Here is a 15,044-nt window from a genome sequence, read left to right on the forward strand (position 1 = left end):
CATCATAATTTTTTATCATGTCAAAATTAATAAATTTACGCACTTTCAAAGCCTTTTTTGAATCGAGCACTGGAGGAGGAATAATTTTATTTGCTTGTGTTGTTCTTGCGCTAATACTAGCTAATTCTCCATTAGGAGGAGGTTTACTAACCTTTTTGTCCACAAAAATTGGCTTTGAAAATGAATCAATCCAACTAAACTATTCAATAAAACAATGGGTGGATGATGGTCTGATGGCAATTTTCTTTCTATTGGTGGGTTTAGAAATAAAACGTGAATTAGTAGAAGGAGAACTTGCCTCTCCCAAAAAGGCTGCACTACCCATTTTTGCAGCTATAGGTGGAGCTTTACTCCCTGCCGCTATTTACGCACTCTTTAATTATAACACCGAAACGCATCATGGATGGGGAATACCAATGGCGACGGATATTGCGTTTGCATTGGCTGTTATTTCTATGTTGGACAAACGTGTTCCGTCAAGTTTAAAAGTATTCTTAGCCGCATTAGCGATTGTCGATGATTTACTGGCTATTTTGGTAATCGCTATTTTTTATTCTTCTGAATTGCATTATACATATTTAATGTATGCTGGAGCAATTTTCGCATTACAACTAGCGTTTAATAAATTGGGGGTAAAAAATATTTTAGCCTATATTATACCAGGAGTTTTTATGTGGTACTTTATACACCATTCAGGAATACATGCCACTATCGCTGGTGTGTTGACGGCGATGACTTTACCTACTACGCCAGACGACAAGGAATCTCCATTAGAGAAATTGGAGCATTTACTCGCTAAGCCTGTCAATTTTATTATTATCCCAATTTTTGCTTTTGTGAATACGGCTATAGTTTTAAGCACAGATATGATTGGTGGATTGACATCTCCAATGGGCTTAGGTATTTTTTCGGGCCTTCTTGTCGGTAAATCTGTAGGTATATTGTTTACTTGTTTTATTTGTGTAAAATCCGGTTTATCTACTCTACCTGAAGGTGCTGGTTGGAAACATATGTTTGGAGTTGGTCTGTTGGGTGGTATTGGCTTTACGATGTCTATTTTCGTAGCTATGCTATCTTTCTCCGATGCATTGCATGTTGAGGAATCCAAATTAGCGATTTTAGTAACTTCATTGATTGCTGGCGTATTGGGTTATGTATATCTCTCAATTTTATCTACAAAAAACTAGTAAAATTGACACAATCTATAGCTATTCAGCTACAAGTTATTTTATACACAAAATTGAATAGTTTCTTTAAATAAACTATTTTTAACTTTAGATATATTAATCAACCTAAAACAGCATAAAAGGGCATTTCATAAAAATTGAGATGCCCTTTGCTTTTAGCTGTAGCTAAAGCATTCTAGTATGCGTTATATCTAATGAACGCAATAAATACAAACAACTATGAATACGTATAGAATAAAATTATTTCTCTTAACAGCAGTTAGCACATTTATATTAAGCAGTTGCCTAAAAGATGATCTGAACTCTCCGAATGTGCCCCAAGCAGGTTTCACCATGATTAATGTATACGACGAAGCCAATTACATTATTCACAAGGCGGACAACAACTTTATTCAAACAATGAACAATCCTTTGTCATTCAAAGGAATTAACTTTGTGTATTTGTATCCAGGAAATAGAAAAATTCAAACTATAGATCCAGCAAATAAAGTTCTAATAGATAGTACCTACACAATTAAAGACAGTCTTTTATATACATCTATTGTCTATGCTAAAGCTGATAACAAAATCGGACAACGCTTAATTAGCGATACCCTATTGAATAATTTAGCTACAAATAGTGCATATCGCTTTGTTAATCTTACGCACGATATGATTAATATAGATCTATATATTGGTGACACCAAAGTAATTGACAATAGAGGTTATGATGGTAATACATTGATCTCAAATCATTATAAATTTGTTTCTCAAACCTCAGGTACAAAGAAAATAATTGCTAAAAATAATGCGAATGAGACATTAGCTGAAAAAGATTTAAATATGACTGCTGGTATGCACTATTCTATCGTACTGATCAAAAGTACAACCGAAAACAAATACGAACTCATCGTGCATCAACAATACAGAAATTAATCCCAATTAATGAAGTAGACTTTAGGTTTTTATTTTTTTATTGCCCCCAAAAGCTTCACGCTTTCTGGGGGCAATCTTGTTTGAAATATAAACTTATAATACCCCTAATTGATCATTAGCGAATTTCTATTTAGGAACTTTTACAGAGAAGTGGTTCGCAACCATTTGGAGCTTTTGTCTAAGATGATCATTATATTTAACTTAACTAATTGAAGAACTATACTAAAGCATATATGTTCATCTTAACATTGACGAATTTGAATAAGTATTAATATGATTCAGGAAAGAGTTGATTTTGATGTAATAGTAATTGGTGGAAGTTATGCCGGACTATCGGCGGCTATGGCACTAGGAAGATCTTTACGCAATGTTTTGGTAATAGATAGTAATTCCCCATGCAATCACCAAACACCCCACTCCCACAATTTTATCACGCAAGACGGTGAAGCTCCTTTGGCTATAGCCAATAAAGCAAAACAACAAGTCTTAAACTACGATACAGTAGTTTTCAAAAATGATCTGGTGGTAGATGGAAAGGAGAAAAATAAAGGATTTGAAATTTTAACGGAATCTGGCAAGACATATCATGGTAAAAGAATAATTTTTGCTACAGGAGTTAAGGATAATATTCCAAATATACCAGGTTTTGCAGAATGTTGGGGTATTTCAGTAATTCATTGCCCCTATTGTCACGGATACGAGGTAAAGAATCAAAAAACAGGCATTTTAGCGAATGGTGATTTCGCGTATCATTATGTACAATTAATAAAAAAACTTACTTCAGATATAGTCGTTTTTACAAATGGAAAAGCCTATTTCACAAAAGAGCAATGGGATAAATTTGCATTGTATAACATACCTGTTATTGAAAAAGAAATCGAGAACATACATCACCAAGATGGCTTACTCTATGAAGTGCAGTTTAAGGATAATTCGATAACAAATTTAAAAGTGATTTATTCGCGACCTTTATTTGAGCAGCATTCCACATTACCCGAAAAAATAGGTTGTCAATTGACTGGATCAAGGTCATTTATTTATAGATAGTAAAACGCAGACTACTGTAAAAAATATATTTGCTTGTGGTGATGCGACTAGTCCATTAAGATCAGTTGCGAATGCTGTAGCAACAGGGAATTTAACAGGTGCAATGGTCAATAAGGAATTAACGAAGGAAGAATTTTAAAAATTCCCACGGTATCATCTTGAAAAAGTTAACTTATAAAACAACATTAAACTAACTGATAAATAATCTTTTGTACAAATCTATTTTCCTAAAGATTAATTGATATGATATTATATGCATGATATAATTGGAATTAAATATTATCTTATTTTCAATATACACAAAATTTATATCATTTACTTAGATTATTGGTTTGATTTTTGCTTAAATGAAGAAGGTTAAATAACCCAATTACCCCCTACTGCGAAAAATTCATTTTAAAAATCTACTATGATCTTGATTGTCGATGATAAAAAAGAAAATATATATTCCTTAAAGACTCTATTGGAGTCTAAAAATTTTGCAGTCGATACCGCATTATCTGGTGAAGAGGCATTACGTAAAGTACTTAAGCGTAACTATGCTCTTATAATATTGGATGTACAGATGCCTGGCATGGATGGTTTCGAAGTGGCTGAGACATTAGCAGGATATAGCCGTACCAAAGATATTCCAGTAATATTTCTTTCGGCCAATAATACTGACAAGCAATTCATTACTAAAGGCTACGATTCTGGAGGTATTGATTACATCACTAAGCCTGTAGATCCCGAAATTTTACTCTTAAAAGTTAGGACATTCTCTAGATTATATGAACAAACTCAATCTCTGAATGAAACTCAGCTAAAGTTGCAATTGGAGATAGAAAGCAGAAAAAAAGCACAAGAAGAATTGAAAATTCAAATTGAGCATTTACGCTCAATAATGGAGAGTCTACCACAGATTGCTTTTTCGGTAGATGAGAAAGGTGAAATCACTTATGTCAACCACAATTGGTTTAATTATTCTCTACATACCCATACACTTCCCATTTCTCATCCAGACGAGACGGATCAACTCAGTTACTTTTTAACTCATTGTAAAGAATTAGACGGTCCATTAGAACGTGAGGTGAGAATTAAAGATATTAAATCACAACAATTTCGGCATCATTTACTTCGTATTATCCCTATCCGAGAAAATGATAAAATATGTAATTGGATAGGCACTTTGACAGACATCAACGATCAAAAACTTATTGAAAGTAAGAAAGATGAATTTTTAAGTATCGCTAGCCATGAGCTGAAAACCCCTTTGACAGGCATTAAAGCGTATGTGCAACTATTAGAGCGCTTACTGGCAAAACAAGAAAATATTACTGCCAAGACATATATAGAACGAGCGAAAGATGAGGTAAATAAATTAGAAAGTCTAATTGCCGACTTATTAGATATCTCCAAGATTGAGAATGGACAGATGAAAATTAATAAACAAGAGATTGATCTTGAGAAAACTATTAACCATGCTATAGAAACTATTCAAGAATCTGGATATGGAAATATTCGTATTGAACGTCATGGAGATATATTTGACAAACCTTTACTTGCGGATCCCCTGCGTGTCGAACAAGTATTAGTGAATTACCTAACCAATGCAATTAAATATGCTCCTGATTCGGACAAGATTGTGGTTAAAACTTCGTTCAAAGACAGTCAGGCATGTATTGCTGTACAAGACTTCGGAATAGGCATTCCTCCCGAAAAACAAAAACATATTTTCTCTAAATTTTACAGAGTAGAAGAGTCTTCATTAAAATTCCAAGGATTGGGCATCGGACTTTACATCTGTGCTGAAATTATCAAACAACATCAAGGTAATTACGGCGTAGATAGCAAAGTCGGAGAAGGAAGCACCATTTATTTCACCCTACCATATAACCAAAAAAACTATGCCTAAACAATTGATTAAAAAGCTACAAATCGGCTTTGGATTATCATTTATTATCTTGCTTATTACGTCTATAGCTTCATTTTTGAGTGTACGTAACCAAATTCAACAACGTGCTAAAGTTTTACACACGCAAAATACCTTATTGCGCACGGATCGAGCACTGGTTGATTTGTTAAATGCTGAAACAGGACAACGCGGTTTTTTATTAACTAATAATGAAGAGTTTTTAAAACCATTTTATAGAGGTTTACAATCTTTACCAGAGTCACTAGCCGAAATTGAAAAACAACTAGATAGTTCTCCTGAACAAATCATTAAGTTGGATTCCATTAAAAACCTTGTAAACTTGCGTTTAACTATTCTTGAAGAATTGGTTAATAAAAAGAAAAATGGAGAACAAATTGACACAAGTTTATTGACAAGAGGACGTATATATATGGACAGTTGTCGCAATTTGATCGAAGATTTAATTGCAACTGAAAATCAGACTTTAACTGTCCATAGCCATGCGATGAACAAAACATCCAATTATACATCGATTTTCATTTTATTGGCTTGTATCATCTCATTGATTATCACATTTATTTTTTACAGACAAATACGTAACGAGTTTTCTGCTCGTGAAAAATTACAACGACAGCTACAAGAGAAAGATCAACAGCTAGCAAGAAGACTTGCTACTGTACAACGTATCGCGAGCAAAATCGCCGAGGGTGATTATTCAGTTCGTGCTGCAGAAGATGGACAAGATCATTTGGGTGGAATTGCAGTAGCGTTGAATGATATGACAGAAGCTTTACAGTCATCCTTTAACGAGATTAGTTCAAATGAATGGAAACAAACAGGTTTAGTAAAAATAAACGAAATACTAACGGGTAATAAACCGGAAGGAGAATTAGCTAAAGATGCTTTAGCCCACTTAATTCAATATGGTGAATGCGTCAACGGAGCTTTTTATACGTTAGAAAACAAAATCTTAGTTCTTAAAAGTTCCTATGGAATGGAGTCCAATATGGCAAAAACTTACATTCCTGGTGAAGGAGTCGTAGGCCAAGTCTTTCTCGATAAAAAGATGCGTATCTTAGAAGATATCCAATCGCAAGATTATATCATTAGTTTCGCCACGGGACAGCTGAAGCTTTCGCACATAGTGTGGATACCATTGACTGCAAAAGGGGAATGTTTTGGTGTGGTAGAATTAGCATCTGACACAAAATTTGATGAAGTCGATCTAAGTTTCTTCGAAGAAGCCTGCAAATTGATCACCTTAGAAGTGTTAGCTGCAAAAAGCAGACAGCGTATACAGATGTTACTAGAGGAAACGCAAGCTCAATCTGAAGAACTTCAAATGCAACATACTGAACTAGAAGGATTAAACACAGAATTGGAAGCTTATACACAGCGTTTACAAGCCTCAGAAGAAGAATTGAAAGTACAGCAAGAGGAACTTTTGCAATCAAATCAAGAACTTGAGGAACGCACAAAATTATTAGAAGAGAAAAACAACTTAATAGCTATCCGCAATACAGAGATTCAAAAGAAGGCAGAAGAACTTGCTTTGAGTACCAAATACAAATCGGAATTCTTAGCTAATATGTCCCACGAACTTCGTACGCCCCTTAATTCTATTCTCTTACTCTCAAGATTAATGGTAGAAAATGCTGATGAAAATCTGAATGAGGACCAAATCGAATCCGCTAAAGTAATTCAAAGCTCAGGTACGAGTTTATTGAGTTTAATTGATGAAATCCTTGACCTTTCTAAAATCGAAGCAGGAAAGATGAAATTAGAATATGAATCTGTTTCTATTCAATCATTATGTCAAGATTTGAAGAATATGTTTATTCCATTAGCACAAGAGCGAGGATTAACTTTTATTACAGAGATTTCTCCTTCTATTGATGATACTATCGAAACGGATAAATTACGATTAGAACAAGTTTTACGAAACTTACTGTCTAACGCCATTAAGTTCACACAACAAGGAGAAGTTCGATTATCCATCAAAACAGATCCACTTCGTAGCAATTTTATACAATTTTCGGTAGCAGATACAGGTATTGGCATTAGCGAGGACAAGCAAAAAATAATATTTGAAGCATTTCAACAAGCTGATGGCTCTACAAGACGTCGATTTGGCGGAACAGGTCTTGGTCTGTCGATTAGTAGAGAAATAGTTCGTTTATTAGGTGGACATATTACGTTGCAAAGCAAGGTTGATCAAGGCAGTACATTCAGCATATATATTCCAATGCATGACATTTCTGTCGAAACAAATCAACCTAAGGTGATCCTAGCAGAGGAAATCATCACTCCAGTATTAGCCGAGAATCAAGTTATTCAGGAGGTAAAACCTAACCCCTACACCCTTAATTATATTCCTGAGGAAATAGAGGATGACCGCAATAATTTACGACCTAATGATAAGCTCATTCTTATCGTGGAAGATGACACCAATTTTGCTACAGCATTGTTGAAGTACACACATCAGCAGAAATACAAAGGTATCGTACTGGTTAGAGGTGATGAAGTATTGGACTACGCTATAAAATACCAGCCATTGGCAATACTGCTAGATATACAATTGCCTATCAAAAATGGTTGGGAAGTAATGGATGAATTAAAAACTAATTCGAAAACCCGACACATTCCGGTACACATTATGTCTTCATTGCAAATGAAGAAAGAAAGTCTAATGAAAGGTGCAATTGATTTTATAAATAAACCTATTGCGCTCGAGCATATGGGACAAATTTTTAAAAAGATTGAAGATGCCTTAAATCGTCATGCACAGAAAGTGCTTATTGTAGAGGAAAATCCTAAACACGCGGCTGCCCTGTCCTACTTCCTAAACAACTATGATATTACTTCTGAAATCAAATCTAATGTCGAAGAAAGTGTCGAAACTTTACTAAATTCAAAAGTAAATTGCGTGATCCTCGATATGGGGCTGCCTGATCGAACTGGTTACGAAACTTTAGAAGCTATAAAAAGTCATCAAGGACTAGAAAATCTTCCTATTATCATCTTTACAGGTAAAAACTTATCACATGCCGAAGAACTAAAAATTAAGAACTATGCGGATTCTGTTGTCATTAAGACCGCACATTCTTTCCAAAGAATATTGGATGAAGTTGGTCTATTCCTTCATTTAGTTGAAGAAAATAATGGCGAACCCAAAACTAAGATGAACAAATTGGGGACATTAGGCGATGTATTGAATAGCAAAACGATATTGATTGCAGATGATGATGTCAGAAATATCTTTTCTCTAACCAAGATTTTGGAAAAATATAAGGTTAATGTCATTTCTGCAATGAATGGTAAAGAAGCTCTCGAACTCTTGCAAAATCATCCTGAAGTATCCATGGTGTTGATGGATATGATGATGCCAGAAATGGATGGTTATGAAACTATTCAAAAAATTCGTCAAAACGTCGCTTACAGAAATTTGCCGATTATTTCGGTTACTGCCAAAGCCATGACTGGTGATCGCGAGAAATGTATTCAAGCCGGAGCTTCTGATTACATTTCGAAGCCTGTCGACAAAGATCAACTTTTGTCACTTTTACGTGTTTGGTTATATGAGATATAAATAAAGAATAAGATGACTACCGAGAAAAAAGATGTGGTACTAATCATTGACGATGATAACTGCAACACTTTCGCTTTGCAGTTAACCTTAAAAGCTAAAGGTTTTAAATTTATATCTTCCTCAAGTGCAATAGAGGGATTAGAAATATTAGATAAGCAGCCAAATATTGGTTTGGTATTGATGGATATGATGATGCCAGAAATGGACGGCTACCAAGCCTTAAAGATTATGCGTGCATCTACAGAATATCCTGATCTCCCCATTATAGCTGTTACTGCACAAGCTATGAGTGGTGATAAGGAAAAGTGCATAGCTGCTGGTGCGACGGATTATATTGCTAAACCTATTGATGTAGATATTTTATTGGAAATCCTCAGAAAATATATGTAGAATATGGAATTGGATATTATCCGAGATGAAGAGATGGATTTGCTCTTAGAAGATGTATCATCGATATATGGATATGATTTTTCACAATATAGTAAAGCCTCACTTAAAAGGAGACTTAATAGAATTTGTCTGGTAGACAAGTTTGCGAGCTTTGCAGAATTGAGATATCGTGTAATCAGTGACAAAAATTATTTACAAAGGTTTGTAGAAGAAATCACTGTGAATGTGACTGAGATGTTTCGGGATCCTTTGTTTTACAAAAAACTACGTAATGATATTTTACCAAAATTAGGTACTTATCCGTTCATCCGGATATGGGTTGCGGGTTGTTCTACTGGTGAAGAAGCTTATTCAATAGCTATACTGTTGCAGGAAATAAATTTATATCACAAAGCCTTGATATACGCTACAGATATAAATCCTACAGTAATCGAGAAAGCTTCGAAAGGAATTTTTCCCTTAAGCGTAATGAAACAATATTCGGAAAACTATATACATGCTGATGGACAGAAGGATTTTTCAAGCTATTATACATCGATGTATGATGTGGTGAAATTTCAGGAAGATCTGAATAGTAGAATATTATTCTCAACACACAATTTAGTATCAGATACATCATTTAATGAATTTCAGCTGATACTTTGTCGCAATGTGTTGATATATTTTGATAAGGATTTGCAAAATAAAGTATTTAATTTATTTGATAACAGTTTACAAACTTTAGGGTACTTAGCTCTTGGAGACAAAGAAACAATTCGATTCTCTTCCTTAGAAAAACGCTATAAACAATCTAAAGGACATAAAATTTATCAAAAGATGACTTAAAAGATGAGTAGAGAAACTAAAGTTGTATTGATTGGCGGATCAGCGGGGAGTATCCCTGTGCTCTTGCAAGTTTTGCCCGACATACGGAGTGACCTCCATTTTTCTATAATCATTATTTTACATCGCAAGTCTTACCCAAAAAGCTCTTTGAATCAACTATTTGAATCTATTACAACACTAAATGTATTGGAAGTTGAGGATAAAACTGAATTGGTAAACGGAACTATATATTTAGTTCCCGCAGATTATCATTTGCTATTTGAAGACGACAAATCTATAGCTTTGGATGCATCAGAAAAAATCAACTACTCACGTCCTTCAATAGATGTCACATTTGAATCAGCAGCACGGATATTTAATTCAAATGTAGTCGCTTTATTATTGTCTGGAGGAAGTCAGGATGGTGTCGAGGGTCTAAAAAACATTATTCAACATGGTGGAAAAGTGTTTATTCAAGACCCAAATACTGCAGAAGTAGATTATATGCCAAAACAAGCTTTGGAACAAATTCCTGAAGTTGAACAATTGGCGCCTGAGCAAATGTCACATTTTATTAATAATTTAAAATAATATAATACCACCTTACCTATGAAAAATAAGAAGATATTAGTTTTTGATGATGATAGAGCGATTTTGGAAATATTTTCAATAGTCTTGGAGAGTGCGGGCTATGATGTGGAGATTTCCGCTACATCGCATGATATCATAGAAAAAGTCGCCGATGTGCAACCCGACTTAGTAATAATGGATAATTGGATACCAGAAATTGGGGGAGTTGAAGCAACAAAATTATTAAAGAATCATCAAGAATTTAAAGATATTCCAGTCATTTACTGCTCTGCCAATAATGATGTGGAAGCATTGGCTCAACGTGCAGGCGCCGAAACATTCCTATCAAAACCATTTGATTTGGACGAATTGGAGAAAAAAGTAGAAAGGACTATTGAATCTTCTCCCGTGAAATAAATTCATTTAAGCTTCATCAACTTCGGTTTCATTAAATAGCTTAATTCCAGAATTGAGCTATTTTTATATAAGAAATAATGGTCATTTACATTGGAAATTTTTTATTGAAAAAACATCAGTATATTTATCGCTAAACAAAATGAAATAAACCAAAAATTAAAAACGGCATCATAATTGAAGGATTTTAGTCTGATTACTATAAATTATCGATTATGAAAAAGCTTAAATTACTTCTATTCATTCCAATATTTACTAGCCTCCTGATAAGTTGTGGAAAAGATGATAATGAAATAATACATCCTACAAATGAAGACGTGGTTCTAGAAGATGTATCTTACGGTCCGCATGAAAGAAATAAAATGGATGTACTATTACCTGCTGGAAGAAGTGCTTCTAAAACTAAAATACTCGTTTTGATCCACGGCGGAGGCTGGATTGGAGGTGATAAATCAGATTTTGATATATTGTTAAATAAAGATAATATAGAGAATCTAAGAAAGGAATTTCCGGACTTAGCAGTATTTTCAATTAATTATCGACTAGCGACCGCAGGGCAAAATCAATATCCTGTAGCAGAGCAAGATGTAAAAGCTGCAATGGATTACATATTTAGAAATTCTAATAGCTATCAAGTTAACCGCAATAAAACTTATATTTTAGGGGCTAGTGCTGGAGCACATTTAGCAGCGCTTTATACCGTCAAAAATCCTTCTCCAAGTATTAAAGGTACAATTGGCATCTCCGGAGCATACGAACTCAAATCACTTTATGCTGATGGCAATACAGAAGCAAAACAAGTATTGGAAGTCTTCTTAGGTGGGGCACCTCAAATTAAAGAACAAAACTATTTCGATGCTTCACCCTATAATTTTATCAATAATGCAACAACTAAATATTTGTTGCTGCATGATCAAGATGATAGACTGGTTCCGATTTCACAAGCACAAAAGTTTGAAGCAGCCTTGAAGAGCAAGAATATTGATATACAAAAGTTTTATTATTCAGGTGGTCACGGTATACCTCCAGAACATGTTATAAAAGGTTTGGAAACTATACGTGATTTCGTGAAGTAAGAACATAAATTTTACAGACCACAAATCTTCTCTAAATAATGGTATTCAATGCCAAAAAAAGATTTAGTAGATTTTAATTTAGCTGAGATTTCAGCTTGCTTAACTTTATCTATATTTTTTTTAACTGCTAAAATCATTACATTCTTAGGTGTGTGTGCATCTGAAATGAACTGTATAACTTTAGTTTGGTAACCAAAATATTCTAATATCAACGAACGAATACTATCTGTCAACATTTCTGCATGTCTCTCTAAGAAAATACCGTGTTTTGTCATAAAAGATAAATCATTTTTAGCTTTTACCTGCTCGAGCTGACGTCGAACTTGCTTATGGCAACAAGGAGCTACTACGATTAGATTCGCATTGTGTTGAATGCCTTTTAAAATGGCATCGTCAGTAGCGGTATCACAAGCGTGCAACGCAATTAGAATATCTAAATTATATTTCGGATTATAATCCTCAATTGTACCTTGCACAAAATTCAGTTCATCAAAATGACTTTTTTGTGCAATGGTATTACACAAATCTACCAAATCTTTACGATATTCTACACCTTCTACTTGAGCCTTACGCTTCAATTCATTATTAAGGTAATCGTACAAAGCAAATGTAAGATAACCTTTTCCAGCTCCCATATCCACAACACGCAACAATTCTTTTGTAGGCAAAGCATCTAGCTCTGTACTTAGCAATTCAATGTAATGGTTGATTTGTTTCCACTTATCCTGAGCATTTTTATAGACTTTGCCCTGATCATCCGTAAGACGTAATTCCTTCAAATAAGTTTTATTCGAATCTCCTACTTTACGTTCTTTCTGTTTGTCGTGAGACAAATTTGTAGGTTTTGCCGCGGTTGATTTTTCCGATTTCACAGTCCATACCTGTTTAGCATTCAATTCACAAACTCTGTTCTCTGTTGTGCTAAAAAGCGTACAAATACGAAAACCTTTATGATCGAGTAACTGTTCTATCTCATCAAGGGCTGCATCTACCTCAAAATTCTTTGTGATATCACGTGTTTTATACCGGTAAGTGAATGAAAGTTTTAGCTCTCGCTTTATTAGTACAGCTTTAACGTAAATATTCTTTAACTGTTCGATATTGCCTTGGTAATTACCCAATGATAGTTTGATAAAGCTCTCATTAGCTATACTTTCTTTAATGCAAGTCAAGAATGCGGTTAAAACGCTCATGTTTCTCCAATTGATGAATCCCCAAAGATACGAAAAGCGCAATTGAGTTGAATATTGTAGAATATCTTTTTACTTTTGAGACTCAATACAATCATATGCAAAATCCAAATATTCAAGCCGTTTTTTTCGATATTGATGGTACATTACTGAGTTTCAAGACCCACGAAGTAGCTGCTTCTACTGAAGAAGCGATCGAACAATTGCAAGCAAAAGGCATCAAAACCATTCTATCTACTGGTCGCTCTATCAATAGTATTGATCACGTACGCTACCTAAATTTTGATGGTTTCATTACATTCAATGGAGGATATTGCGTGACCAAAGAAGGAGAAATTCTCTTTAAAAAAGCGATAGCCACTAGCGATATACAATCCATTTTGGACTATGCCAAAGAAAATCCATTGAGTTTTTCTTTTATGTCTGAAAAGGAAGTAACTATTCATGATGTGACACCCGAAATTGCAGGCATGTATGCACACCTTAACCTTCCTGTACCACCATTAGTAGATATAGAAAAAGTAGATACCTCGTCTATACTGCAGACCAATATTTTTTTAGGTCCAGAAGAAGAGAAAGAATTTATGCAAAAGGTAATGCCCAATTCATTAGCCTCACGCTGGTCTCCCCTTTTTGCGGATGTAAATCCACTAGGACAAAGTAAACAGGTAGGTATTGATGTATTCTGCGAATATTTTGGAATTGACATAGCTCATACGATGGCATTTGGGGATGGAGGGAATGACATTACCATGATAAAGCATGTAGGTATTGGTGTAGCTATGGGAAATGCAAATCCAGAAGTCAAAGAAATTGCAGACTATATAACCGATGATGTGGACTCCGACGGGATCTGGAATGCACTTAAATATTTTGGTATTTTATAATCACTAGATTATCTTTATCAAAAGCACATATGTTTTGAAGTATACGCAGAAACACTTTAAATGAATTGAAATAATATTCCGTATTACAAGTATTAATTTTTTGAAAATTAAATTAAGGCGATTTAGAAAATTTCAGGTAAGCTATAGTATTTAATCGCTATTCACTAGAAAAATAATCGCCACTTTTAGAGCGAATTACGAGTTTAATTTCATTTTAGAGAGCTAATAATTTGCATTTACAACTAAAAAACCTACCTTTGCATCACTTCAAACAACGAAGGATATTTCATTAAGAAATAGGATTCCGTAGCTCAGCTGGTAGAGCAATACACTTTTAATGTATGGGTCCTGGGTTCGAATCCCAGCGGGATCACTAAACAGAAAATAAAGCCTTGTAACTCAAATTGTTGCAAGGCTTTTTTAATTTTACTGTCAATTCTAAACTTAACGGATCAAGTAGAAACTTTCGGATCAAGCAAAAAAGTTGGGGGGATGTTTTATTTTCAAGCATAAATTTTCATCATTCTAAACATAAAGAATTCAACGTTTCTGACACCTCTGAATTGTGCTCTTAAGCTTTTTATCTTTGCATTGAAAGATTCTGCAGAAGCATTGGTATTCCTTTCAGTATGATCGGATCAAGCAAAAAGGGATCATGTACAAAACCTGTGGACTAAGCAAATAACTTAGTCAATCTGAATAAGAAAAAATTGATATCACGAACCCCTCTAAACTGACTTCTGAATGCTTTTATTTTTGCATTAAAAGATTCTGCTGAAGCATTGGTACTTCTGTTATCAAAGTAGTTTGGATCATGTACAAAACCTGTGGAGTAGAAGAAAAATAATCGGATATTTGCATTATTATATTATTCAGATGCACGATTCATTTAAAGCTTTAATGCCTCTGATTATTCCAGAAGGGGTTTCCGATTATTTTGAAATGACCCATTATTCAAAAGGCGAATGTCGCTTGGATATATTTTTGGAGGAGATGAATGTTATTCCTGATGAATTCAAAACCAATAGCTTATTATCCAAAGGTTTTTTTGATCCCGTTACTTTACAAGATTTTCCTATTC

General features: G+C 34.3%; 14 protein-coding genes, 1 tRNA gene and 1 pseudogene. 13 read left to right on the forward strand and 3 right to left on the reverse strand.

What is annotated here, in order from left to right; translation table 11 throughout:
• The first annotated feature begins 17 nt into the window (after positions 1–17).
• From nhaA to GOQ17_RS13945, 10 genes are all read left to right on the forward strand, one after another.
• Complete coding sequence (gene nhaA / locus GOQ17_RS13900; protein WP_159638341.1) at positions 18–1,187, forward strand: Na+/H+ antiporter NhaA; 1,170 nt, start codon at positions 18–20, stop codon at positions 1,185–1,187.
• 219 nt (positions 1,188–1,406) lie between these two features.
• Positions 1,407–2,102, forward strand: a complete 696-nt coding sequence (locus GOQ17_RS13905; protein WP_159638343.1) for a DUF4397 domain-containing protein — start codon at positions 1,407–1,409, stop codon at positions 2,100–2,102.
• Between the two features lie 273 nt (positions 2,103–2,375).
• Positions 2,376–3,149, forward strand: coding sequence for an NAD(P)/FAD-dependent oxidoreductase (locus GOQ17_RS13910; RefSeq protein ID WP_201288626.1), 774 nt, complete (start codon positions 2,376–2,378; stop codon positions 3,147–3,149).
• A 409-nt stretch (positions 3,150–3,558) separates the two neighbouring features.
• On the forward strand, positions 3,559–5,043 hold the full coding sequence (locus GOQ17_RS13915) for an ATP-binding response regulator (protein ID WP_159638345.1): 1,485 nt from the start codon (positions 3,559–3,561) through the stop codon (positions 5,041–5,043).
• Complete coding sequence (locus GOQ17_RS13920) at positions 5,036–8,632, forward strand: response regulator (RefSeq protein WP_159638347.1); 3,597 nt, start codon at positions 5,036–5,038, stop codon at positions 8,630–8,632. Before GOQ17_RS13915 ends, GOQ17_RS13920 begins: the two co-directional genes overlap by 8 nt.
• A gap of 12 nt (positions 8,633–8,644) precedes the next feature.
• The gene (locus GOQ17_RS13925; protein ID WP_159638349.1) at positions 8,645–9,022 is read left to right on the forward strand and encodes a response regulator; all 378 of its coding nucleotides are present in this window, start codon (positions 8,645–8,647) and stop codon (positions 9,020–9,022) included.
• 3 nt (positions 9,023–9,025) lie between these two features.
• Entirely contained in the window at positions 9,026–9,847 is an 822-nt protein-coding gene (locus tag GOQ17_RS13930; protein ID WP_159638351.1) for a CheR family methyltransferase, read from the forward strand.
• Positions 9,848–9,850: 3 nt separating this feature from the next.
• On the forward strand, positions 9,851–10,417 hold the full coding sequence (locus tag GOQ17_RS13935; RefSeq protein ID WP_159638353.1) for a chemotaxis protein CheB: 567 nt from the start codon (positions 9,851–9,853) through the stop codon (positions 10,415–10,417).
• Between the two features lie 18 nt (positions 10,418–10,435).
• Entirely contained in the window at positions 10,436–10,813 is a 378-nt protein-coding gene (locus GOQ17_RS13940; protein ID WP_159638355.1) for a response regulator, read from the forward strand.
• A 212-nt stretch (positions 10,814–11,025) separates the two neighbouring features.
• Positions 11,026–11,886, forward strand: a complete 861-nt coding sequence (locus GOQ17_RS13945; protein WP_159638357.1) for an alpha/beta hydrolase — start codon at positions 11,026–11,028, stop codon at positions 11,884–11,886.
• A gap of 11 nt (positions 11,887–11,897) precedes the next feature.
• Here GOQ17_RS13945 and GOQ17_RS13950 read toward each other — a convergent pair whose 3' ends face one another.
• Positions 11,898–13,079, reverse strand: a complete 1,182-nt coding sequence (locus GOQ17_RS13950) for a class I SAM-dependent methyltransferase (protein ID WP_159638359.1) — start codon at positions 13,077–13,079, stop codon at positions 11,898–11,900.
• Between the two features lie 95 nt (positions 13,080–13,174).
• On the opposite strand from GOQ17_RS13950, the gene GOQ17_RS13955 reads away from it, so the two are divergent.
• Positions 13,175–13,963, forward strand: coding sequence for a Cof-type HAD-IIB family hydrolase (locus GOQ17_RS13955; protein WP_159638361.1), 789 nt, complete (start codon positions 13,175–13,177; stop codon positions 13,961–13,963).
• A gap of 300 nt (positions 13,964–14,263) precedes the next feature.
• Positions 14,264–14,336: transfer RNA gene (locus tag GOQ17_RS13960), tRNA-Lys, on the forward strand.
• Positions 14,337–14,466: 130 nt separating this feature from the next.
• Here GOQ17_RS13960 and GOQ17_RS13965 read toward each other — a convergent pair.
• Together GOQ17_RS13965 and GOQ17_RS13970 are read right to left on the reverse strand one after the other, a co-directional pair.
• Positions 14,467–14,574: pseudogene (locus tag GOQ17_RS13965) on the reverse strand (transposase); the annotation flags it as partial.
• 62 nt (positions 14,575–14,636) lie between these two features.
• Positions 14,637–14,816: a transposase gene (locus GOQ17_RS13970; RefSeq protein WP_417764995.1), complete on the reverse strand. Its 180-nt coding sequence runs from the start codon at positions 14,814–14,816 to the stop codon at positions 14,637–14,639.
• Positions 14,817–14,839: 23 nt separating this feature from the next.
• Between GOQ17_RS13970 and GOQ17_RS13975 the strand changes: the two genes are divergently transcribed.
• A partial coding sequence (locus tag GOQ17_RS13975) for an ISAon1 family transposase N-terminal region protein (protein WP_420884120.1) occupies positions 14,840–15,044 on the forward strand: 205 nt, incomplete at its 3' end.

This window comes from Sphingobacterium composti (assembly GCF_009829075.1).
GTDB lineage: Bacteria > Bacteroidota > Bacteroidia > Sphingobacteriales > Sphingobacteriaceae > Sphingobacterium > Sphingobacterium composti.

Coding starts and splice junctions, on each gene's coding strand:
- nhaA (WP_159638341.1), top strand. CDS start 18: ATGTCAAAATTAATAAATTTACGCACTTTCAAAGCCTTTTTTGAATCG.
- GOQ17_RS13955 (WP_159638361.1), top strand. CDS start 13,175: ATGCAAAATCCAAATATTCAAGCCGTTTTTTTCGATATTGATGGTACA.
- GOQ17_RS13945 (WP_159638357.1), top strand. CDS start 11,026: ATGAAAAAGCTTAAATTACTTCTATTCATTCCAATATTTACTAGCCTC.
- GOQ17_RS13935 (WP_159638353.1), top strand. CDS start 9,851: ATGAGTAGAGAAACTAAAGTTGTATTGATTGGCGGATCAGCGGGGAGT.
- GOQ17_RS13950 (WP_159638359.1), bottom strand. CDS start 13,079: ATGAGCGTTTTAACCGCATTCTTGACTTGCATTAAAGAAAGTATAGCT.
- GOQ17_RS13910 (WP_201288626.1), top strand. CDS start 2,376: ATGATTCAGGAAAGAGTTGATTTTGATGTAATAGTAATTGGTGGAAGT.
- GOQ17_RS13915 (WP_159638345.1), top strand. CDS start 3,559: ATGATCTTGATTGTCGATGATAAAAAAGAAAATATATATTCCTTAAAG.
- GOQ17_RS13925 (WP_159638349.1), top strand. CDS start 8,645: ATGACTACCGAGAAAAAAGATGTGGTACTAATCATTGACGATGATAAC.
- GOQ17_RS13905 (WP_159638343.1), top strand. CDS start 1,407: ATGAATACGTATAGAATAAAATTATTTCTCTTAACAGCAGTTAGCACA.
- GOQ17_RS13940 (WP_159638355.1), top strand. CDS start 10,436: ATGAAAAATAAGAAGATATTAGTTTTTGATGATGATAGAGCGATTTTG.
- GOQ17_RS13920 (WP_159638347.1), top strand. CDS start 5,036: ATGCCTAAACAATTGATTAAAAAGCTACAAATCGGCTTTGGATTATCA.
- GOQ17_RS13930 (WP_159638351.1), top strand. CDS start 9,026: ATGGAATTGGATATTATCCGAGATGAAGAGATGGATTTGCTCTTAGAA.